General features: G+C 57.2%; 18 protein-coding genes and 1 pseudogene. 5 read left to right on the plus strand and 14 right to left on the minus strand.

All coding sequences use genetic code 11. The annotated features are described in order from the left end of the window. Positions 1-59 precede the first annotated feature (59 nt). From clsB to OSH04_RS10775, 8 genes are all read right to left on the minus strand, one after another. Positions 60-1,301: a cardiolipin synthase ClsB gene (clsB, locus tag OSH04_RS10740; protein WP_266108437.1), complete on the minus strand. Its 1,242-nt coding sequence runs from the start codon at positions 1,299-1,301 to the stop codon at positions 60-62. A gap of 41 nt (positions 1,302-1,342) precedes the next feature. Beyond that, positions 1,343-2,194, minus strand: a complete 852-nt coding sequence (locus tag OSH04_RS10745) for an endonuclease/exonuclease/phosphatase family protein (RefSeq protein ID WP_009457467.1) — start codon at positions 2,192-2,194, stop codon at positions 1,343-1,345. A gap of 18 nt (positions 2,195-2,212) precedes the next feature. Then, complete coding sequence (gene aspS / locus OSH04_RS10750) at positions 2,213-4,000, minus strand: aspartate--tRNA ligase (RefSeq protein WP_009457464.1); 1,788 nt, start codon at positions 3,998-4,000, stop codon at positions 2,213-2,215. A gap of 42 nt (positions 4,001-4,042) precedes the next feature. Continuing rightward, entirely contained in the window at positions 4,043-4,702 is a 660-nt protein-coding gene (locus OSH04_RS10755) for a DUF502 domain-containing protein (RefSeq protein WP_083054980.1), read from the minus strand. An 11-nt stretch (positions 4,703-4,713) separates the two neighbouring features. Continuing rightward, positions 4,714-4,977 (minus strand): FmdB family zinc ribbon protein, encoded by a 264-nt coding sequence (locus OSH04_RS10760; protein WP_266108440.1) that lies wholly within the window; start codon positions 4,975-4,977, stop codon positions 4,714-4,716. Between the two features lie 204 nt (positions 4,978-5,181). After that, complete coding sequence (locus OSH04_RS10765) at positions 5,182-6,441, minus strand: putative Na+/H+ antiporter (protein WP_266108441.1); 1,260 nt, start codon at positions 6,439-6,441, stop codon at positions 5,182-5,184. Positions 6,442-6,484: 43 nt separating this feature from the next. After that, positions 6,485-7,429: a 4-hydroxybenzoate octaprenyltransferase gene (gene ubiA, locus OSH04_RS10770; protein ID WP_035269713.1), complete on the minus strand. Its 945-nt coding sequence runs from the start codon at positions 7,427-7,429 to the stop codon at positions 6,485-6,487. A 210-nt stretch (positions 7,430-7,639) separates the two neighbouring features. Next, positions 7,640-8,836 (minus strand): aminotransferase-like domain-containing protein, encoded by a 1,197-nt coding sequence (locus OSH04_RS10775; RefSeq protein WP_266108443.1) that lies wholly within the window; start codon positions 8,834-8,836, stop codon positions 7,640-7,642. A gap of 295 nt (positions 8,837-9,131) precedes the next feature. Between OSH04_RS10775 and OSH04_RS10780 the strand changes: the two genes are divergently transcribed. From OSH04_RS10780 to OSH04_RS10790, 3 genes are read left to right on the plus strand one after another with little or no spacing between them, the layout of a single operon-like run. Next, a complete protein-coding gene (locus tag OSH04_RS10780) occupies positions 9,132-9,737 on the plus strand; it encodes a HutD/Ves family protein (RefSeq protein ID WP_266108445.1) in 606 nt (201 codons plus the stop codon). Between the two features lie 4 nt (positions 9,738-9,741). Then, on the plus strand, positions 9,742-10,971 hold the full coding sequence (gene hutI / locus OSH04_RS10785; protein ID WP_060185573.1) for an imidazolonepropionase: 1,230 nt from the start codon (positions 9,742-9,744) through the stop codon (positions 10,969-10,971). Continuing rightward, positions 10,968-12,389, plus strand: a complete 1,422-nt coding sequence (locus OSH04_RS10790) for a formimidoylglutamate deiminase (RefSeq protein ID WP_266108446.1) — start codon at positions 10,968-10,970, stop codon at positions 12,387-12,389. The genes hutI and OSH04_RS10790 overlap by 4 nt, the downstream gene beginning before the upstream one ends. An 11-nt stretch (positions 12,390-12,400) precedes the next feature. Here OSH04_RS10790 and OSH04_RS10795 read toward each other — a convergent pair whose 3' ends face one another. The 4 genes and pseudogenes from OSH04_RS10795 to hutU all read right to left on the minus strand — a co-directional run bounded on the left by OSH04_RS10795 (position 12,401) and on the right by hutU (position 16,752). Then, positions 12,401-12,703 (minus strand): helix-turn-helix domain-containing protein, encoded by a 303-nt coding sequence (locus tag OSH04_RS10795; protein WP_266108447.1) that lies wholly within the window; start codon positions 12,701-12,703, stop codon positions 12,401-12,403. Further along, positions 12,690-13,070, minus strand: a pseudogene (locus tag OSH04_RS10800) (type II toxin-antitoxin system RelE/ParE family toxin); the annotation flags it as partial. The pseudogene OSH04_RS10800 and the gene OSH04_RS10795, both read right to left, overlap by 14 nt. Positions 13,071-13,467: 397 nt before the next feature. Further along, a complete protein-coding gene (gene hutH, locus OSH04_RS10805) occupies positions 13,468-15,003 on the minus strand; it encodes a histidine ammonia-lyase (RefSeq protein ID WP_060185493.1) in 1,536 nt (511 codons plus the stop codon). Positions 15,004-15,021: 18 nt separating this feature from the next. Continuing rightward, positions 15,022-16,752, minus strand: a complete 1,731-nt coding sequence (gene hutU / locus OSH04_RS10810) for a urocanate hydratase (protein WP_266108448.1) — start codon at positions 16,750-16,752, stop codon at positions 15,022-15,024. Positions 16,753-17,068: 316 nt separating this feature from the next. On the opposite strand from hutU, the gene hutC reads away from it, so the two are divergent. Beyond that, entirely contained in the window at positions 17,069-17,758 is a 690-nt protein-coding gene (gene hutC, locus OSH04_RS10815; protein WP_235332449.1) for a histidine utilization repressor, read from the plus strand. A 133-nt stretch (positions 17,759-17,891) separates the two neighbouring features. Here hutC and OSH04_RS10820 read toward each other — a convergent pair whose 3' ends face one another. Continuing rightward, on the minus strand, positions 17,892-18,752 hold the full coding sequence (locus OSH04_RS10820; RefSeq protein WP_266108449.1) for a helix-turn-helix domain-containing protein: 861 nt from the start codon (positions 18,750-18,752) through the stop codon (positions 17,892-17,894). Between the two features lie 132 nt (positions 18,753-18,884). On the opposite strand from OSH04_RS10820, the gene OSH04_RS10825 reads away from it, so the two are divergent. Beyond that, a complete protein-coding gene (locus OSH04_RS10825) occupies positions 18,885-19,439 on the plus strand; it encodes a GNAT family N-acetyltransferase (RefSeq protein WP_137430510.1) in 555 nt (184 codons plus the stop codon). 127 nt (positions 19,440-19,566) lie between these two features. On the opposite strand, the gene OSH04_RS10830 is transcribed toward OSH04_RS10825, so the two are convergent. After that, the gene (locus OSH04_RS10830; protein ID WP_266108450.1) at positions 19,567-21,078 is read right to left on the minus strand and encodes an MFS transporter; all 1,512 of its coding nucleotides are present in this window, start codon (positions 21,076-21,078) and stop codon (positions 19,567-19,569) included. Positions 21,079-21,129 lie beyond the last annotated feature (51 nt).

The following is a 21,129-nucleotide window of genomic DNA, read 5'->3' on the forward strand; positions in this document are numbered from 1 at the left end:
GCTGCCCGGCTGGCGGCACCTTGTATGGGTAAAGACCCGTACAAATCACCTGGCAGGCATCAATACAAGGACGATTTACCCGTCAGCAGCACGCCCAAGCGCAACATGCCATAAGCCAGATAATCGCCCAGTCGACTGAACAAACCCAGCCGCTGATACTGCTCCGGGTAGACGCGCGCTGCATTATGCTCGATCTCGTACTCCAGCTTGGCCTGCAGGTCCTGGGTGAAAGGCACATCCTGAATCAGCACATTAGCCTCGCGCGCCAACAGCAGACTGAACGGGTCCAGATTGGACGAGCCCACCATGGAGTAATCGTCGATAACGGCGACTTTAGCGTGTAAATAGCTGGCCTTGTACTCGTACAGTTCGATGCCATGATCCAGCAACTTCCCGTACATGAATCTACAGGCCCGATATTGCAGGAAGTATTCGGCATGGCCTTGCAGCAACAAACGCACCCGCACGCCTCGTTCCGCCGTCTGTTCGATACGGCGACGCAAGGTACGGCCCGGAAAGAAATAGGCATTGGCCAGCACCACCTGCTCCTGCGCTTTGCCGAGCAAGTGCAGATACGCCTGCTCAATCTGCTGCCGATGGCGCACATTGTCCCGCAGCAGCAAGCAGGCCCGTACTCCTTCAAAAACCTGCCCGGCCTGCTCCGCCTTCTTGCGCGCCTGACGCCGCTTGCGCCATTCACGCCACAGGGTAAAGCGCTGGGTGAAGCTGTCCCAATCCTTGCGTCTGCGCCAGGCCATGCGCAGCCATAAAGCCTGCTGAGCACGCACCATATCGTCGACAATGGGCCCTTCGCAGCGTACAGCAAAATCAAAGCGCGGCCTGCCCTGTCCATTGATCAGGGGCACCTCATCAAAGTCGTCCAGAATATTGATGCCCCCCACAAATCCAATGCGCTCATCGACCACCAGCATTTTCCGGTGCAGTCTGCGCAAACGTCGCAAGGACAAGCGCGGTTCGCGCCACCCTTGGGGTTTGGGGCGATAAATCCGGTAGCGGGCACGCATGGCCTTCAACTGTTCGGCAATCTGCAAGGCATGCACATCACTGCCAAAGCCATCAATCACCACACGTACGCGTACACCCCGCTCACAGGCTCGTCGCAAGGCGTCCAGAACGCTGTGACCGCTGTCATCCAGGTTGAAGATATAGGTTTCCAGATGCAGACGCTTTTTCGCCTGATCGATAGCTTCGCAAATGGCCGGAAAGAACTCCTGGCCGTTTTGCAGCAAGGTGATTTGATTACCTGCGTGCCATAGTGGATCGCGCTTCAGACTCGGCATGCTTGCTAGGCCTATGCGTTAAGAAACCACTGAACGCCCCTTTACGGCAGCTCCAGCTCGGTCAGGATGGGGGCATGGTCGGACAACTGTTTCCAGGGGTCTCCCACCAGTACACGGGCATTACGCACTGCAAAACCACGCTGGTAGACGCGATCCAGACGTAGCCAGGGAAATGCCGCGGGGAAGGTACGAGGCGGTGGCGTCATGCGTGCGGCACCGTTCACGCCCAACTGAATGCCTTGATCCGGCACGACCAGCCCGCTTTTGCGCATGGTACGCAGCCATTTGATGGGCTGACGCAGTCGGAAACGGTTATCGGCCTGACCACGAGGCGAGAACGAAAATACCTCGTACAGATTCAACTGCTGCACAAAGATAGGTGCCAGGCGGTTATTCCAATCGTTGAAGTCGCCTGCAATCAGCAAGGGCTCGTCCGCTGGGACAATGCGCTTGATGCGATCGAGCAAGGCCTGAACCTGACGAACTCGGCCGCTGTTGAACAATCCCAGGTGCACCACAATGCAATGCACCGGACGGCCATCGACATCAATGACGGCATGAAGCAAACCGCGCTGCTCCATACGATGGTCAGAAATGTCCTGGTTTTCGTACTGCAGAATGGGAAAGCGCGACAGCAAGGCGTTGCCGTGGTCCGTATGAGGGCGAACCACGTTACACCCGTAAGCCGTATTCATGCGCAAGGCAGCGGCCAGGGATTCGTGCTGGGCGTCCAGACTGCCTTGCAGCTGGTTGCGCCCCTGCACTTCCTGCAAAAACAACAAGTCGGGAGACAGTCCGTAAAGTCCCAGGCGCAGATCCGCCAAAGACTCCCGTTTGCCCGAAGCCGAGCGGCCTTTGTGAATGTTGTAGCTAACTACCCGAATCACTGACACGCCGTCCCCCGTTCTGACTTACTTGTTTTCAACAGCCCGCAGACGAATGTGCAACTCGCGCAGCTGCTGCTCGTCCACAGCCGATGGGGCCTGGGTGAGCAGACACTGAGCACGCTGTGTCTTGGGGAAAGCAATCACGTCACGGATCGAATCGGCACCGGCCATCAGGGTGACCAGACGATCCAGACCCATAGCCAGACCACCGTGTGGAGGCGCGCCGTATTGCAGCGCATCCAGCAGGAAGCCGAACTTCAGTTGTGCTTCTTCAGGGCCGATCTTCAAGGCATTGAACACTTTGCTTTGAACGTCAGCACGGTGGATACGGACCGAGCCGCCACCCACTTCCCAACCGTTCAGCACCATGTCGTAAGCCTTGGCAAAGGCCTTGCCGGGATCTGTTTCCAGCAGGTCTTCGTGACCGTCTTTGGGGCTGGTGAAGGGGTGGTGAGCTGCAAAGTAGCGGTTTTCACCCTCGTCGTATTCGAACATGGGGAAGTCCACCACCCACAGAGGTTTCCAACCTTCTTCAACCAGACCGTTCGCCTTACCGAATTCGCTGTGACCGATCTTGATACGCAGGGCACCAATCGCATCGTTCACGATCTTGGCCTTGTCAGCGCCAAAGAAGATCAGGTCGCCGTTCTGGGCGCCTGTGCGCTCCATCACCTGTTTCAGAACCTCAACATTGATGTTCTTGACGATAGGCGACTGCAGACCTTCAGGAATCGAGGTCACATCGTTGACCTTGATGTAAGCCAGCCCCTTGGCACCGTAGATGCCGACGAACTTGGTGTATGCGTCGATTTCGCTACGCGGCATGGCGCCACCACCAGGAATGCGCAGAGCAACCACGCGGCAGGAGGGGTCGTTGGCCGGTGCGGAGAAGACCTTGAAGTCCACTTCACGCATCAGGTCAGCCACGTCCACGAACTCCAGCTTGACGCGCAGGTCAGGCTTGTCCGAACCGTAGCGCTGCATGGCCTCAGTCCAGCTCATGGTGGGGAACTTGGGCAGTTCCACGTTTTGCACAGTGCGGAAAATGTGCGTGACCATGCCTTCAAAAATATCGCGAATCTGCTCTTCGTTCAGGAAAGAGGTTTCGCAGTCGATCTGGGTAAATTCAGGCTGGCGGTCAGCACGCAAGTCTTCGTCGCGGAAGCACTTGGTGATCTGGTAGTAACGGTCAAAGCCCGACACCATCAGCATCTGCTTGAACAGCTGGGGCGACTGGGGCAATGCAAAGAATTCGCCTGCGTTCACACGCGAGGGAACCAGGTAGTCGCGAGCGCCTTCAGGGGTGCTCTTGGTCAACATGGGGGTTTCAATATCAATGAAACCCAGGTCGTCCAGGTAGCGACGGGATTGCATGGCCACTTTGTAGCGCAGCATCAGGTTGTTCTGCATCTGCGGACGGCGCAAATCCAGCACACGGTGCGTCAGACGCGTGGTTTCGGACAGATTGTCATCATCCAGCTGGAAGGCAGGCGTGACCGAAGCGTTCAGGATCTCGATTTCGTCGCAAACGATTTCGATCTCGCCCGAACGCAGGTCCGGGTTGACGGTGCCTTCAGGACGAGCCTGAACGCGGCCAGTAATGCGCAGGCAGTACTCATTACGGATACGTTCGGCCACTTCAAAGGCCTGCACGTTGTCAGGGTTGACGACAACCTGCGCCAGACCCTCACGGTCGCGCAGATCAATGAAAATCACACCCCCGTGGTCGCGGCGACGATGTACCCAGCCAAACAAATTGACCGTCTGGCCCAGGTATTCTTTGGAAACCTCGCCGGTATAACACGTACGCATCTAGGATGACTCCGAAATAGTAAAAACTGCAAATTGGAAAATTCAGGTTCCAGCCAAGGGGGGTGTCCCTTCAGGACCCTCCGGCTGGTCAGAAACAGGGGGCAAAGCGATCGGCTCAGTAGGGCTGACCACTCCCATGGATACGATGTATTTAAGCGCCGCATCCACTGTCATGTCGAGCTTGTGTACATCCGCCCGAGGCATCATCAGGAAAAAACCGGAAGTCGGGTTGGGCGTGGTGGGCACGTAGACGCTGACAAAGTCCTCTCCCAGTATCTGCGCCACTTGTCCGCCCGGCGTGCCGGTCAAAAAGGCAATGGTCCAGGAACCAGCCCTGGGATACTGCACCAGAACGGCCTCGCGAAACGCCTGACCATCGGGTGCCAACACCGTATCACTGACTTGTTTGACGGAATTATAAATGGAACGCACCAAAGGAATACGCCCAAGTAGCAATTCCCAACGATCCACAACGGCACGGCCCAGATAATTGGCCGCCAGCAAACCCGTGCCAAACAAGACGGCCAGCACCAGCACAATTCTAAAGCCGGGAATCCGCAGGCCGAACAGGGCCTGCGAAGACAGAAACTCCGGCACTACGCTCTCCAGCGTTTCGATCAGCAAAGTCATCACCCAAACGGTGATGACCAAGGGCACCCAGATGAGCAGGCCAGTGACGAAATAACGCTTGAAGGGGCGCATAAGAAGTGGTGTTAGCTGGACGATGAGGAACCTGGTGTCGCCGCAGGCGCGGGTGTGGACGTAGCGCCACTGTCCGCGGGCTTGCTGCCACCCTGGTTACGAAAATCCGTTACATACCAGCCCGTACCCTTGAGCTGAAATCCGGCCGCCGTTACCTGTTTGGTAAAGGTAGGCTGGTTACATTCTGGACAAACCTCCAAAACGGGGTCCGACATTTTTTGCAGCACATCTTTTTCGTATTGGCACGAGCTGCATTTATACGCATAGATAGGCACGACTCATCCTAACAAAAAGCCGAAACAAACTTCGAGATACAAATAAGTAGGGTCGAAACCAGCCAATTTCAAGCCGGAGACCCGCTCAATCAGCAACCGCAAAGGGTTCCCAGGGGCGCTTCTGCCGTGATTTTAGCCCTTTTGGCGTTCAATCGCACTGAACTTCGCCCCGGCCAGACAGGCCGCCCCTGGCGGCCATCCGGTTCAGATCAAAAACATGCAGGCTGCGACCAGGGTTGGCACCATGGCACTGAGCAGCAAACGCAGAGGCGAGATCGCACCATCCGGGAAGCTGCCTTTCAGAATGGAGAAGCCGGCGGGGTTGGGCGCGTTGGCAATCACGGTCAGACCACCGCCCGTAACCGCACCGGCCACCAGCATATAGCGCCAGATATCCGAGGTGCCTTCCACCAGAGAGCCCAGATAGGTCAGCGCCGCGTTATCCGTTACTGCCGTCAAGGCCGTCGCCCCCCAGAACAGCACGGTGGGCGACAAGCCGCCCAGCAGATCCTGCAGCCACCACTTTTGCAGACCGCCCAGGACCACCAGGCCGGCCAGGAAGAAGCCAACCATCAGGCCCTCACGCACCAGCAAGGGATTTTGATAATGCTTGTAGGAGTGAGCGTAGCCAATAAACAGCATCAACAGGGCCATGAACACAATGGGGTGATGCGCGCCCAGCACAATCGCCACTAGGAAAGCCACGTGAATGGCCATGACGGTAATGGGCACTGAACGCTGTGCCTGTTTTGTTTCAGGCATGCCCTGCCCCATTTCCATCAAGGCTTTACGGCAAACCAGGGTGACCAGGGTGGCATTGATCAAGACGGCCATGACAGCACGCCAACCAAAATGCGTCGCCATAAAGGCGGTGTCCCAGCCAAAGGTGCTGGCCACCATCAAGACCGGGGGGGCTGCATAGGCAGTCAGCACGCCACCAATAGAGACGTTCACAAACAGTACGCCCACGGTCAAATACTTAAAACCGGCATGGCCTTGGTGACGGAAATAGGCTTTGTGCAACAGCAGCGCCGCCAACGTCATGGCAGCAGGCTCGGTAATCAGGGAACCGGCCAGAGGCACTATCGAAATAGTGATGAAGTAAGTGGAAATCTTGTCAGACACGGGCACGGCACGCGCCAGCACCGACACCGTCTTGTTCACCAGTTCCAGAATCGGACGGCTGGCAGCAACCACCATGATCGCGAACACGAACATGGGTTCGGTGAAGTTGCGGGTTTCCAGATACTCGATAGCGGACTGCAAATCCACAAAAACGGCCATATAGGCCACCAGCACACAGGCCCAGACGCCAAACACGGCCTCGACCTCGGACAACATGTGCCACAGCCCCGCGTGGCTGCCGCCTTTATTGGCCAGGCGGGCGAATACCGGAACCGAGAAGGTGTGGACGATGGCAATGGCAAATAGCGCCGTTGCGACATACTCAAGAGGAGAGGCCATTCTTCAAACCTTTAAAGCTTTACGTAAATTGCTTGAATGCGGATCAAGCCAGGCTGATCGTGCCAGCCAAAGCGGCCACCACCAGCAACACACCAACCCAGATGTTGGCACGGAAAAGGCGCAGGCCTCGTTCGGGATAGCGCACGTCAAACTGCCGCATCTGCCACAGCAGATGAATGCCGATGACGGCCATCACCACGTAATACAAAATCCGCTCGTTCAGCAGAAAACCGCCCACCAGCCAGCAGGCCATGGCGGCGATGTAAAAACCGCTAATCCAGGTTTTGCCTGCATCGCGGAAACGCAGAGCCGTGGAGTGCAGGCCCAGCTTGGTATCGTCAGCCATGTCGATATAGGCATAGATGGAGTCGTAGCCCACCTGCCACAAAATCGCGCCCACCCACATCAGGATGGCGCCAAAAGGCACCATGTTCTGCGTATCGGACCAGGCCATCAACATGCCCCAGTTAAAGCAGATACCCAGAACCACTTGCGGCCAGTAGGTAAAACGCTTGCACAGGGGGTAAATCATCACGATCGGGAACAGGGCCAGTGCCAGCCAACGGCTGTACTCATTGATAGCCAGCAGCAGCAAGGCACACACGGCCATTTGCGCCAGCACGAAGATCACCGCCTGACGCATGGTGATCTGGCCACTGGTCAAGGGCCGGAAACGGGTACGTTCAACCTGATGGTCGAAATTACGGTCCGCCATATCGTTAAAGCAGCAGCCAATACCGCGCATCAACAAGGCGCCCAGAGAAAAGATCACCAAACGCCACAGGGTAGGAATACCGTCCGCTGCCTGCACCAGAGCGGCCAGAGCGGGCAGGAGGGTCAGCCAGGTGCCGACAGGCCGATCCAGCCGACACAAACGGGCATACGGCCCCCAGGACGCTGGCAAATAGCGGGCCACCCAGTCATTGTTGGGGCGCATATCGGACAGATCAGGACGCGGGGAAGATTCCGAAGCGGATGGAGATGTCATAGAGGTAAAACCTAAATCCAGGCCTCAAGCCATAGACTGAAAACAGGCATACCCTCTGGCAGAGGGTATGCGGTGGATTCCAGGAACCTGTTCATGCTCTGGGAGCAGGCAAAACGCAATGGCTGGCGCTGAAAACCACAGCGCTGGCCGGGCCAGCGCATGAAAAGACGCAGACCCATCAGTCTGCGTCCCTTGCCTGCCAAACGGCGATCAGGCTTCCTTGATGAGTTTACCCAAGATGGCGATGCCTTCGCGAATTTTTTCCTCGGGCACGGTGGCAAAGCTCAGGCGCAGGGTGTTGCGCTTGACGTCCTTGCCGGCGTAGAAAGGTTCGCCCGGAACAAAGGCCACCAGGTTCTCAATGGCTTTTTGCAGCAGGACCGTCGCATCCACATGCTCGGGCAAGGTCACCCAAATGAACATGCCGCCTTCAGGACGGGTCCATTGAGCCGTCGTCGGGAAGTTCTTGTCCATGGCGTCCAGCATGATGGCGCACTGTTTCTGGTAAATATCGCGCACTTTGGGCAGGTGCTTTTCCAGGAAACCGTTATGGACGGCTTCGTAAACAGCCATCTGTGTCAGTGTGGAGGTATGCAAGTCCGTGGCCTGCTTGATCTGCACCAGTTTGTCGATGATCTTGGCGGGAGCCACGATGTAGCCCAGACGCAGGCCAGGAGCCAGCACTTTGGAGAAGGTACCCAGGCGTATCACGGTAGCACCGGCTTTGCGGCCCAAGGACAGCAGGCTGGGCTGACGCTCGCCGGCGTAACGCAGTTCGCCGTAGGGATCGTCCTCGACGATCGGGATATGCGCAGCCGCACATCGCTCTACCAGGTCCTGACGACGCTCCAGAGGCAGGCGCAGGCCGGTAGGGTTCTGGAAGTTGGGCAGTGCGTACAGCAGACGGGCACCCATAGCTTCAGGAGCCGACACGTACTCGGGGATCATGCCCTGGCCATCGGTAGGAATAGCCACGAACGAAGGATCGTACACAGACAGAGCCTGCAAAGCGCCCAGGTAAGTGGGCGACTCCACCAGCACCTTGCTGCCTTCATCAATGAACAGCTTGCCCAGCATGTCCAGGGCTTGCTGCGAACCGTTCACCAGCAGGATTTCGTCGGCGTCCACAGGAGCGCCTTCGGCGCTCATTTGCTCTGCCAACCATTGGCGCAGGGGCAGATAGCCTTCCGTCGTGGTGTATTGCAGTGCCACACGGCCCTGCTCGCTCAGTACCTTGTTGAACGCGCTTTGCATTTCCTCGACAGGAAAGCCGACTGGAGTGGGCAGACCGCCCGCAAAGGAAATAATCTCGGGACGCGCAGTGACCTTGAGAATTTCACGAATTGCGGAGCCACTCAGTTTCTGGGCACGTTGGGAAAAGGTAAAAGACTGCGAGAGGGTATCCATGATTCGGGGAAGTCCTGAAGAAGAACGATTAAATACTTCATATGCAAACTTTCTAGCTTGCAATAAATAACGCAGGATGCCGAAAAAACCAGGCATCCTGCACCTTTGAATGAATTATGACTCGGGTTTATTAGCGTATACCTTGCCACCAAGCGGCTTGCAGCGCAAGTAGCTCAAAGGTTTGTGCTCGGGATTTACCCTGAAAAAACAGCCTGCCCTTCAAGACGATCGTCGCGCTTTGTCTATACTCAGCTATTGTATATACAATTAAAAAACCGCCCGGAGCCATGCCACCATGAGCCAGCCCCACCCTGCCACTTTGCTTCGTCTGCTAAACATCAGCAGCCTGCCCGCGCAGCCCTGGAAAAACGGTGGCGGCACCACGCGCGAGGTGCTGTGCCATCCCGAACATGCCGGCTATGAGCACTTTGACTGGCGTATCAGCCTGGCCCAGGTCCAGACCTCTGGCGATTTTTCCCGCTTTCCCGGCATAGACCGACACATCATGTTGATCGAGGGCGACAACATGCAGCTGATTCACGACCAACACGTCCATGTGCTGCATCCATTCCAGCCCTACGCCTTCGCTGGCGAGGACAAGATGGCCTGTTTGTTACCACTCGGTCCGACACAGGACTTGAACCTGATGCTGCGCCGGGGCCGAGCCCAAGGCAGCTTGCACGCATGGCAAGGACGGAACGACTCCATGAAATTGGCCGCTGGTACGCATTTTCTGTACGCACCGCAAGGCGGCTATCAACTCCAGGCCGACACACACAGCTGGACCCTGGGCGCCGGACAAGCCTTGACAGGCAGCACACCCGCCCCCTTGTCCCTGCAACTGCAGGCCGACCCTGCTGATGCCCCGCTGGTCTACGCCTATATCGCTCCCACGGAATGAAATGATGAGCTACACACTTTGGACCGATTTACGCCTGGCCCCCACCGCCGACCCCGAGTACGTCATCGAAGATGCCTGCCTGGTTGTACAGGCGGACCGTATCGCCTGGATGGGCCCACGTCATGACCTGCCTGCGCAGTGGCAAGACGCCACTCAAGAACACAAGCTGGGAAACCGCTGGGTCACCCCTGGGCTGATCGACTGCCACACTCATCTGGTGTACGGCGACAACCGCGCCCAGGAATTTGCCTTGCGGCTGGCAGGGGCCTCCTATGAAGAAATCGCCCGTCAGGGTGGCGGCATTGTGTCCTCCGTCAAAGCGACGCGCTCCCTGAGCGAGGACCAACTGCTGGCCCAAGCCCTGCGCCGACTGGATGCCTTGCTGGACGAAGGCGTCACCGCGATTGAAATCAAATCCGGCTACGGTCTGAATCTGGAGAGCGAGCGCAAAATGCTGCGTGTCGCCCGCCGTCTGGGCGAGCTGCGCCCGGTCACGGTGCGCACCACCTTTTTAGGTGCCCATGCCCTGCCCCCTGAATTTGCCGGGCAAACCGATGCCTACCTGGATCTGGTCTGTGATCAAATGCTGCCCACTCTGGCACAAGAAGGACTGATCGACGCGGTTGACGTCTTTTGCGAACGTATTGCCTTCGACCTGAAGCAGTCCGAACGCGTTCTGAAAGCGGCCCAAGCGCTGGGCTTGCCCGTCAAAATGCACGCCGAGCAGCTCTCCAATCTGGGCGGCACGGAAATGGCGACCCGCTACCAGGCCCTGTCCACCGACCATCTGGAATACCTGGATGAAGCAGGCGTCATCGCCATGAAAAAAGCCGGAACCGTGGCCGTGCTGCTGCCCGGAGCCTACTACTTTCTGCGCGAAACCCAGTTACCCCCGATTGAACTGCTGCGCAAACACGGCGTGCCGATGGCCCTGTCCACTGACAGCAACCCTGGCACCTCCCCCTGTGCATCCCTATTACTGATGCTGAACATGGGCAGCACGCTTTTCAGACTGACTGTCCCCGAAGCCCTGGCAGGTGTCACCCGCCATGCTGCTCAGGCCTTGGGTGCCCCCGACATCAACGGTGAACTCAGCATCGGGGCCCGTGCCGACTTTGTCGCCTGGGACATAGACTCCCTGCCCGAGCTGATCTACTGGCTGGGCCTGCCACGCTGCGCCCTGGTCGTATACCAAGGCACAATCAGCCGTGACCTGCGTAAGGAATCGCCATGAGCATCCCCCGAAAACATGAAGCGCTCTGGGCCCCTTGGGCCTATCTGGACGGCCAGTGGCAAGCGAATGTACTGCTGCGCTGGGACCAGGACGGCACACTGACAGACGTTCTGCCCGAAGCCAGTCAGCAGGCCATAGACGCGGCGGGTTCCGTCCACACAGCGCAAGGTGCCGTACTGCCGGGCATGCCCAATCTGCATTCACATGCTTTTCAAAGTGCCATGGCCGGGCTGACTGAATTCCGGGGGCAAGGCCAGGACAGCTTCTGGAGCTGGCGCGACCTGATGTACCGCTTCGCTGCCCGTCTGGAGCCCGAGCACATGCAGGCCATTGCCCAATGGCTCTATATACAGATGCTGAAAGCGGGCTACACCAGCGTGTGCGAGTTCCATTATCTGCATCACCAGCGCGACGGTCAGCATTACGCACCCATAGGCCTGCTGGCCCAAGGCGTCATGGAAGCGGCCAGCGCCAGCGGGCTGGCCATTACCATGCTGCCCGTGCTGTACCAGTACAGCGATTTCGGCAGCAAGGCGCCGCGTCAGGATCAACAGCGCTTTCTGAATAGCCCTACACAGTTGCTGTACCTGCTGGAATCCTTGCACAACAGCCACCCCTTGAATGCTGACCGGCGTTACGGTGTTGCGCCCCACTCCCTGCGCGCTGCCAACGTCGGCTCCATCAGTACCTTGATCGACGGCCTGCACAGCCTGCCGTCACGCCACCCGATTCACATCCACATTGCCGAGCAGATAGCCGAAGTGCTGGCCTGCCGGGACATCAAAGGCAGCAGTCCGGTGGCCTATCTCTATGACAACTTCAATGTGGACGAACGCTGGTGCCTGATCCACGCCACTCATATTGACGAGCAGGAGCGCAAGCAAATTGCCCGCAGCGGTGCCGTAGCAGGTTTGTGTCCAAGCACCGAGGCGAATCTGGGTGATGGCCTGTTCCCTGCTGCCGCCTTTCTGGCGGAGCAAGGACGTATGGGCCTAGGTTCAGACAGCCATATCTGCGTAGACTGGCGCGCCGAACTGCGCTTGCTGGAATATGGTCAACGATTGACCAGCCAGCAACGCAATGTGCTGACTTCGTCCCAACAACCTTTCGTCGCGGACTACTTGTTTGACACCTGCGCACGTGGTGGCGCACAGGCGTCCGGTCGAGCCAGTGGGCAACTAAGCCCCGGTCATCAGGCAGATTTAATGGTGATTGACCTGGAGCACCCCAGTCTGGCGGGGCTGGATAAGCAGCATTGGCTGTCGGCTCTGGTCTTTTCCGAACGCGCCAACGCCAATCCGATTCGTGATGTATTCGTCAGTGGTAAGGCCTGTGTGACAGAGGGCCATCATCCTCAGGAAGAGGCGGCATTTGCGGCTTATAAAAAAACATTGAGCAGTCTACTGAACAAGGCTTAGCTACAAAAAAATCAAATGATGGCCTGTAAGCCCTTGTCAGCAATGATATTCAGCAGCTTGAGCGCCGGGCCAGTGGGATGGGTTTCACCTTGCTCCCACTTGCGTATGGTCGATGCCGTAGTATGCAAATAAAGCGCAAATACCGGCTGGCTGAACTTCAAGCCTTCCCGCAGCCGCTTGATGTCGGCCGCATCGAACTCCCGAACTGGCGGTGGACAAATTGCGTCAAACTCGCGCATCGTCACCTTGTCGATCGCTCCTGCCTCCTGGAGCGCCGCCAGGTCGCCGCGTAGCGATTCGATGATCTTGCTCACAATGCACCTCCAATAACACGTCAGCCTGCAATGCATTCAACAAGGCTTCAGGCGACAAGCCCAGGAACACCTTCCCTACAAATTGCAGCGCTTTCTTTTCATCCGACGTGATGTTCCCCTTGTCGCTCTTGGAGAACCCATGCAGGAACACATAACGGCTACCTATTCTGGCCGAAAGCAAGCTGCGATAGCCGCCGCTTTTGCCACCACCCGGACGAGCTACCCGCTTCTTGTATAAGGCGCCACCCAAGTCCACATCGATCAGACCGCTTTCCATCTCCTGAACTGCCTTGCACAAGGCAATATCGGGCAGCTTCTCCGCCGCCTGCCATCGCGCAAAGTCTTTGCGCTTGAGAACGCGCGTCATATCGACTTCCAAACTATACCCGTATCGGATACACTTATCAATCTCTCGCCGTGGAGCAGCCGATTCGCCACCCGCTCGCCCCATCCCACGCGGGCTTATCCTCCTTATGAACATAGCGCATGCACATCGCCACAGCCATGTGACTTGTGAGCTTTATATCCATCTTGATTGGCACGCCTCAGTTGGCAATACAGGCCGTCGCTCGATAACAGATACCGTGCCTGCCTACGTAGGGGACGCAGCAGCCGTCGTGTTCACCGTGGACTTATGTCAGCAGGGCGTAGCCCAGAGAAATGCAATGCTAGGGTCGTCGTGAAGCAAAAAAATCCCCGGCTTGGTGATCCAGGCCAGGGACAAGTTCGTGGAGACAAAAACAATCAGCAGTACTTCATGAAAACTAGAAAAGATCAGCCGCCGTCGCCGCCAGGCTCTCATCCAGCACCAAGGCTTTCAGGGCCTCGATATCGGGAGCCAAGTAACGGTCCTGATCGTAAAAAGGCACGGCCTGGCGAATCGCGTCTTGCACCTTTTTCAAGCGCTCGGAAGTCAGCAAGGGCGCATGGAAATCAATGCCTTGTGCCGCGCACAGCAATTCAATTGCCACAATCGCGGCCGTGTTCTGTGCCATGTCTTCCAGACGGCGCGCTGCAAAGGTTGCCATGCTGACGTGGTCTTCCTGATTAGCCGAAGTAGGCAGACTATCCACACTGGCAGGATGTGCCAGTGACTTGTTTTCCGAAGCCAGGGCCGCTGCGGTCACATGGGCAATCATGAAGCCCGAATTCAAACCCGCAGAAGGCACCAGGAACGGTGGCAAGCCAGAGATGCTGGCATCAATCAACAAAGCGACTCGACGCTCTGCCAAGGCACCAATTTCAGCAATCGCCAGAGCCAAGCCATCGGCAGCGAACGCCACCGGCTCGGCGTGGAAATTGCCTCCGGAAATCACCTGATCCGGTTCGCCATTCTTGCCGGGAAACACCAGCGGGTTATCCGTAACAGCATTGGCTTCCGTCAGCAGGCTTCGTTCGTTCTGCGTGATCAGATCCTGAATCGCACCCATGACCTGGGGCTGACAGCGCAAGCTATAAGGATCCTGCACCTTGTTGTCATTGTCGCGATGCGACTGACGAATCTGGCTGCCAGCCAGCAGCTCCCGGTACAGGCGAGCCGCATATATTTGCCCCGGCTGTCCACGGACCTCATGGATGCGCGCATCAAAAGGCGCATCACTGCCTTTGGCGGCGTCCACGCTCAAGGCACCGGCCAGAATCGCATTGCGGAACAAGGTCTGGGTACGGAACAGGCCGTTCAGGGCCAGAGCCGTAGACACTTGCGTGCCATTGATCAGCGCCAAGCCTTCCTTGGCAGCCAGCACAATGGGAGTGATACCCGCCTTGGCCAACGCCTGCTGGGCTGGCATCCATTCGCCCTGCCACTTGGCCTGTCCTTCCCCGATCAGCGTCAAGGTCATGTGCGACAAGGGCGCCAGATCACCCGATGCGCCCACCGAACCCTTGGACGGGATGAAAGGCACCACGCCCGCATTCAGAATATCCAGCAAGGTCGTAACCACATGCGAACGTATGCCCGAAAAGCCCCGTGCCAAGCTGGCAATTTTCATGGCCATGATCAAGCGGGCCACTGCATCGGACACCGGCTCGCCCACCCCCACGGAGTGCGACAGAATCAGGTTCTTTTGCAGTTGCTCCAGATCATGGTCGGGAATGCGTTGCTGAGCCAGCTTGCCAAAGCCGGTATTGATGCCATAAGCCGGATTCCCTTCCCGGATGATCTTGGCCACAATGGCCGAGGACGCATCCATGGCCCCGATCGCCTCTGGTGGCAGAGTCAGAACAGTCGGTTCCTGCCAGATTTGGCGCAGCTGTGCCAAAGTCAGTGCGCCGGGAGAAAGCTCGATACTCTTGCTCATTTATCTGTCCTGTTTTTCTTACTTGATCATGGGCAATGTCAGCCCGAAATTCTTGGCCGTTTGAATCGCCAGCTCGTAGCCTGCATCCGCATGACGCATCACACCACTGGCGCAATCGTTAATCAAGACCCGCTCCAGACGGGCCGCAGCCTGCTCACTACCGTCGGCCACAATCACCATGCCAGCATGCTGGCTGTAGCCCATGCCCACCCCGCCCCCGTGGTGCAGCGAAACCCAGCTGGCCCCGCCTGCGGTATTCAACAAGGCATTCAACAAAGGCCAGTCCGACACGGCATCCGTGCCATCACGCATGCTTTCAGTTTCGCGGTTGGGGCTGGCCACCGAGCCTGTATCCAAGTGGTCGCGGCCAATCACAATGGGCGCTTTCAGCTCGCCCTTACGCACCATTTCGTTAAAGGCCAGACCAGCGCGGTGACGCTCGCCCAGTCCCAACCAGCAAATTCGTGAAGGTAAGCCCTGGAAAGCAATGCGTTCCTGCGCCATGTCCAGCCAGCGATGCACGTGCTGATTGTCAGGGAACAGCTCTTTGATTTTTTGATCGGTTTTGTAGATGTCCTCCGGGTCGCCCGACAAGGCCACCCAACGGAACGGGCCTTTCCCCTCGCAAAACAAGGGGCGAATGTAGGCAGGCACAAAGCCAGGGAAATCGAAGGCATTAGCCACGCCTTCATCAAACGCAACTTGGCGAATGTTATTGCCGTAGTCCACAACCGGAATACCCATTTTCTGGAAATCCAGCATGGCTTGTACATGAACTGCGCAAGACTTGGCAGCCGCTTGTTGAATGCGGGCGTGTTGGGCCGGGTCTTTCTGCGCCGCCTGCCACTGTTCCACCGTCCAGCCTGACGGCAAATAGCCATTGAGCAGATCGTGGGCAGAGGTCTGGTCCGTCACCAGATCAGGTTTCAAACCACCCGCTTGGGCACGTCGCACCAGTTCAGGCAGTACATCGGCAGCATTACCCAGCAAGCCAATCGACACCGCTTCCTTGGCGGCCGTGTGTTGGGCAATCAACTCCAGCGCATGATCCAGATCCCGCGCCTGTTTATCCAGATAACGGGTCTGCAAACGAAAGTCGATACTGCTTTGCTTGCATTCAATCGTCAGCGATACAGCCCCGGCAAAAGTCGCCGCCAAAGGCTGTGCGCCGCCCATACCACCCAGACCAGCAGTCAGAATCCAGCGCCCGGCCAGCGAACCACCAAAATGCTGACGACCTGCTTCAGCAAAAGTCTCATACGTACCTTGCACAATGCCCTGGCTACCAATGTAGATCCAGCTACCCGCCGTCATCTGTCCATACATGAACAAACCGGCTTGATCCAACTCGTGAAATTTCTCCCAGGTAGCCCATTTGGGCACCAGATTCGAGTTGGCCAGCAGCACACGTGGCGCATCGCTATGAGTACGGAATACACCCACCGGCTTGCCGGACTGAATCAGCAAGGTCTGGTCATCCTCCAACTGGCGCAGGCTGGCCAGAATCTGGTCATAGCATTCCCAGTTCCGGGCTGCACGCCCGATGCCGCCGTACACCACCAGATGCTGGGGGTTCTCGGCCACGGCCGGGTCCAGGTTGTTCTGAATCATGCGGTACGCAGCTTCCGCCACCCAGTTCTTGCAGCTGAGCTGGGTACCCGTAGGGGCATGAATCTGCCGCGCAGGATCGAAGCGAGGATCGTGGCTGGCCGCCGAAGAGCGATGATCAGGCATGGTGATGTCCTCCATCTGAGGTGTCTCTGGATACGCGCTGGTTCTATCTGGCAGGCTGTTTCCACACCCGAAGGGCAGGTCCTGGCGCCGACAAAACAACGGTTTTCTTGTAAGCTCATGCCAATGTATAGTCATTTTTCCAAGTTGTCTATACATATAAAAGAGAGCCTTGCATAAGCCCGTGAATGCGAACATGGGAAGGCATCACTCGCGGCCTGGTGCACGACCTCAGATCTGGCCTGCGCGAAACTCTTTTGAGTGTGAACACGTCCTACAGGAAAGCATAAAAATGGATGTCCCCCAGACGAGTCATTCGTCAACTGAACCAAGCATGCCCGCCTACCTGCAAATCAAGAATTTTGTGCTGGAGAAAATCCAGTCCGGCCAATGGCGTGAAGGTGATCTGATCCCCACTGAACTGGCTTTATGCGAACAATTTGGCGTGTCGCGCATGACGGTCAACCGCGCGCTGCGGGAGTTGACGAATGATGAGCTGCTGATCCGCATCAAAGGCTCGGGCACCTACGTCGCGCAGCCCAAATTCCAGTCCACCCTGATCGAGATACGCAGCATCGCGCAAGACATACGGGAGCGCGGCCACCAACACAGTTGCCAAGTGCTGAGCATGGAGCGGCTGCAGGCCAGCCCGGCTCAAGCACGGCTATATGGCATTGCACCGGGCGCAGCGCTGTTTCATTCCATTATTGTTCATGCCGAAAACGGCTTGCCTATCCAGTACGAAGATCGTCTGGTGGACGCGCAAATGGCGCCGGATTACATGGAGCAGGACTGGAGCCAGATCACGCCTAATGAGTACTTGGTGCGCGTTGCCCCCTTGCCAACCGGCTTTTACAGCATTGAAGTGCTGGTGCCGCCCGCCGGAATCGCGCAGGCCCTGCACATGAAAGAGCAGCAACCCTGTCTGGTGATGGACCGCCGCACTTTTTCCAGCGAGCAGTTCACAACGCACGCCAGACTGTGGCATCCAGGGGATCGCTACAAATTCACCGGCAAGATGTAGGCCGTAAATCTGCTCTGCCTAGAGTTTGACTCCCAAACGCATCGATCAGGCGCACAGGCTTCTGGCCTCCTGAGTCATACACCATCGCCATTTTCTTGTCGCATTGACCTGGCACGACCAACCCTTGAGCTGATCACTTGCCAACCACACCGGAACGAGCCTGCTCATGCTGGCGATAGCGGGTCAACGACAAGCCTGTATGGCGCTTGAAGTACCGGCACAGATAAGAGGGATCCTCAAAATTCAGCTGATCGGCAATCTGCCCGATCGCCAGCTGGCTGTAGGAAAGCAGCGCCTTGATCTCCAGGACCACTTGCCTGTCGATCAAGGCCTTGGGACTGTCGTTAAAAAACTGTTTGCTCAGTTGGGACAGATAAAACGGGGTGATGTTGAGCGCATCGGCATAAAACTTCACCTCTCTGTGCTGCCGGCATTGCTGGCCAACCAGTTCCCAAAACCGCCAGCTGATCATTTCCTGACGGCTGAACGGCTGGCCGCCCTGATACTCGGACGGAATCTGCTCGGCAATATGTAGAAAGAAATTCTGCAGCTGATTACGCAGCATGATGTGTTGATGCAGCGTGCTGGTCTGCACAATCTCGTACAGTTGCAGCAACCAGGCCGCCAGTAAAGCTCGATCTTTCTGCGGAGGCACACACAGCGGATTGTCGTGCAAGAACACGAACAAGGAATTAGGCAGCTGATAAGCCACTTCTGACGCCAGGTTCTTGGGCATCAGCAGAAAAAACACCTTGAAACCGCGTGAGCGCCGTCTCAGCAAGGTAATCGTATCTTCGGCCAGCACCAGCACATCATGGGCCCGTACGACCTGATCCTTGAAATTCAAGCTGACCAAAGCACGACCCGACAGGCAGATCATCAAGGCCATATAGGCATGACCGAAAGACAAAGGCATTCCCACGCCTTCAGCCAGCGTGGTCTGGCCTGTCAGCCAGCTATCTTTGGCGCTGAATAGTTGTGGAATCTGATGCATGGTGTTCCTCTGCCCTTCATGGCCCGGCAACCGACAGGACTTGCTAAAAGTACCGAAACTACCAAGGTCCTGCTCTGTTCGCCAAACCAGCCAGCTTCTATTCTGTTTTCTGATGAATGGTGAGTAAAGAAAATGACACTTCAAACAGAAAGACTTATTTTACGCCCCTGGCAGGACACCGATGCCAAGGACTTGTACGAATACGCCAAAGACGAGCGAGTCGGCCCGATTGCAGGTTGGCCGGTGCATACCAGCGTTGAGGAAAGTGCCGAAATTATCCGCACAGTTTTCAATATGCCTGAAGTGTATGCCGTCGAGCACAAAGATAATGGCCGGGCTGTCGGTTGCATCGGCATCCTGATCGGCAAGAACAGCAACTTCGAGATCGGCGAAGAAGAAGGCGAAATTGCCTATTGGATTGGCGTCCCCTACTGGGGCCAGGGCTTGATCCCCGAGGCCATGCGCGAAGTGATGCGACACGCTTTTGAAACGCTGAAGCTGAAGGCCCTGTGGTGCGGCTACTTTGCCAACAATGCCCAATCGCAGATTGCGCAAACCAAGTGTGGCTTTCGCCATCATCACACCGAGGAAAACAGGTACAACCCGTTCCTGCAGGACTACCGAACTGAACATATCAGCCGCATCACAGCTCAGGAATGGCTGGCCTTGCCCAAACAACAGGCCTGAACACCTGTCGTAACCCACACCCACGCCGCCGCTCTGGGTGTAGAACGGCCCCCAAAACCTGGATACCTGTCCCAGGCGTTTGGGGCCCGTTCACCTTGGGCATCGCGTGCAGCGCACGCGGTGTCTTCTAGGCCGTTTGCAAAGCGTGCTTGGGCTGTCGCAACAAGACAAAGAGCAGACCGGCAATCAAGGCCGCCAGGCCTGCCAGCGCATGCAGCACCGTCAAAAATGAAGCGGCATAACTGGCAGTCAATTGCGCTTCCAAACCAGGCAGCTGTTGCGCGGCCAACTGCAATTCACCCAAAGCCGCCCGACTGGCCGCTTCCAGAACTGCGGCTTGTGTAAACGTAGTGCTGCCCACACTCAGGTGCTGCTGAATCAAGGTAGCCAGCAGCACACTGACCACGGCAATGGCCACACCATCCGCAGAGATCCGCACCGTATTGAAGATACCCGTCGCCATTCCGACCCGATCCGGGCTGACCACACTGACCGCCATCCCGTCCATCAAGCCCCAGGGCAAACCGATACCCACGCCGATCAGCAATAAAGGCAGATGCAGGGCTGGACCGCCACCTGCCTCAAAGCCTTCAGCCAGAGTCCACAAACCCACGGCCACCAGAAGCAAACCCAGGCTGGACAAGGTGCCTGCCGATAGCCAGCGAGTCAGCAAGGCCGCCACAAAAGGCACGATCAACAAAGGCGCAGCCAGCCAAACCATCATCTGCCCGGCCTGCAATGCACCGTAACCATCAACACCCATAAAGCGACCGGGCAACAACACAATCAGCACGATGAACAGGAATGCAGGGGCTGCAGCCAAAGCCTGCACACCCACAAAGCCGGGGTCACGAAAGAAACTCAAATCAATCATGGGCTGCGCAACGCGGCGCTCTATGCAGACAAAGCCCACAAAGGCGACAACAGAGGCCAGCAGGGTGGACAGCACCCAGCTATCGGACCAGCCCCGTTCCGGGATCAGCAACATGCCATAAGTAAACAGGCCCAAAGCCAGCGTAAAGCTGATGGCACCCGGCCAGTCCAATGCACCCTGCGAGCCGCCCTGACTGGGCTTGGTACTGATCAGAACCAGCAACAAACCGACCACGCCAATAGCCCCGGTCGCGTAGAACACGCCTTGCCATTGCAGCGCCTCCACAATCCAGCCGAAAAACCAGGGACCAAAAGACAGCCCCAGCCCGAAAGACGTGCCTAACAAGCTGAACGCCCGCGCCCGTGCACGTCCTTCAAACAAGGGAGCCAGGGAGGACATGGCAGCGGCAAAAGCGGCGGCACCGCCCAGGCCCTGCATCATGCGCAAAATATCAATCCAGAACACGGAGGGCATGAAAGGAATGGCAATGGTAAAGGCGCAAAACCACAGCATGCCAATCAGCCAGATGCGGCGCTGGCCGTAAATGTCCGTCAGGCTGCCTGACACCATCATGGCACCGCCGTAACTCAGGATGTACGCGTTCATGATCCAGCTCAGTTGGGCGGCACTACCACCTAACTCTGCACTGATGGCCGACAGCACCACTGCTGGACCGGTGAAGCACAAGGGGATCAATAAAGCCGTTAAACAGGCTGACAATAATTGCAGCCGACGCATGGCCGGCGATGAAGAAGAGGAAAGCATGGTTCTCATTGACTGCTAAAGCGTGCGTGCCCAACAGAAATGAACACGGCG

Source organism: Alcaligenes nematophilus, from assembly GCF_026344155.1.
Classification (GTDB): domain Bacteria; phylum Pseudomonadota; class Gammaproteobacteria; order Burkholderiales; family Burkholderiaceae_B; genus Alcaligenes; species Alcaligenes phenolicus.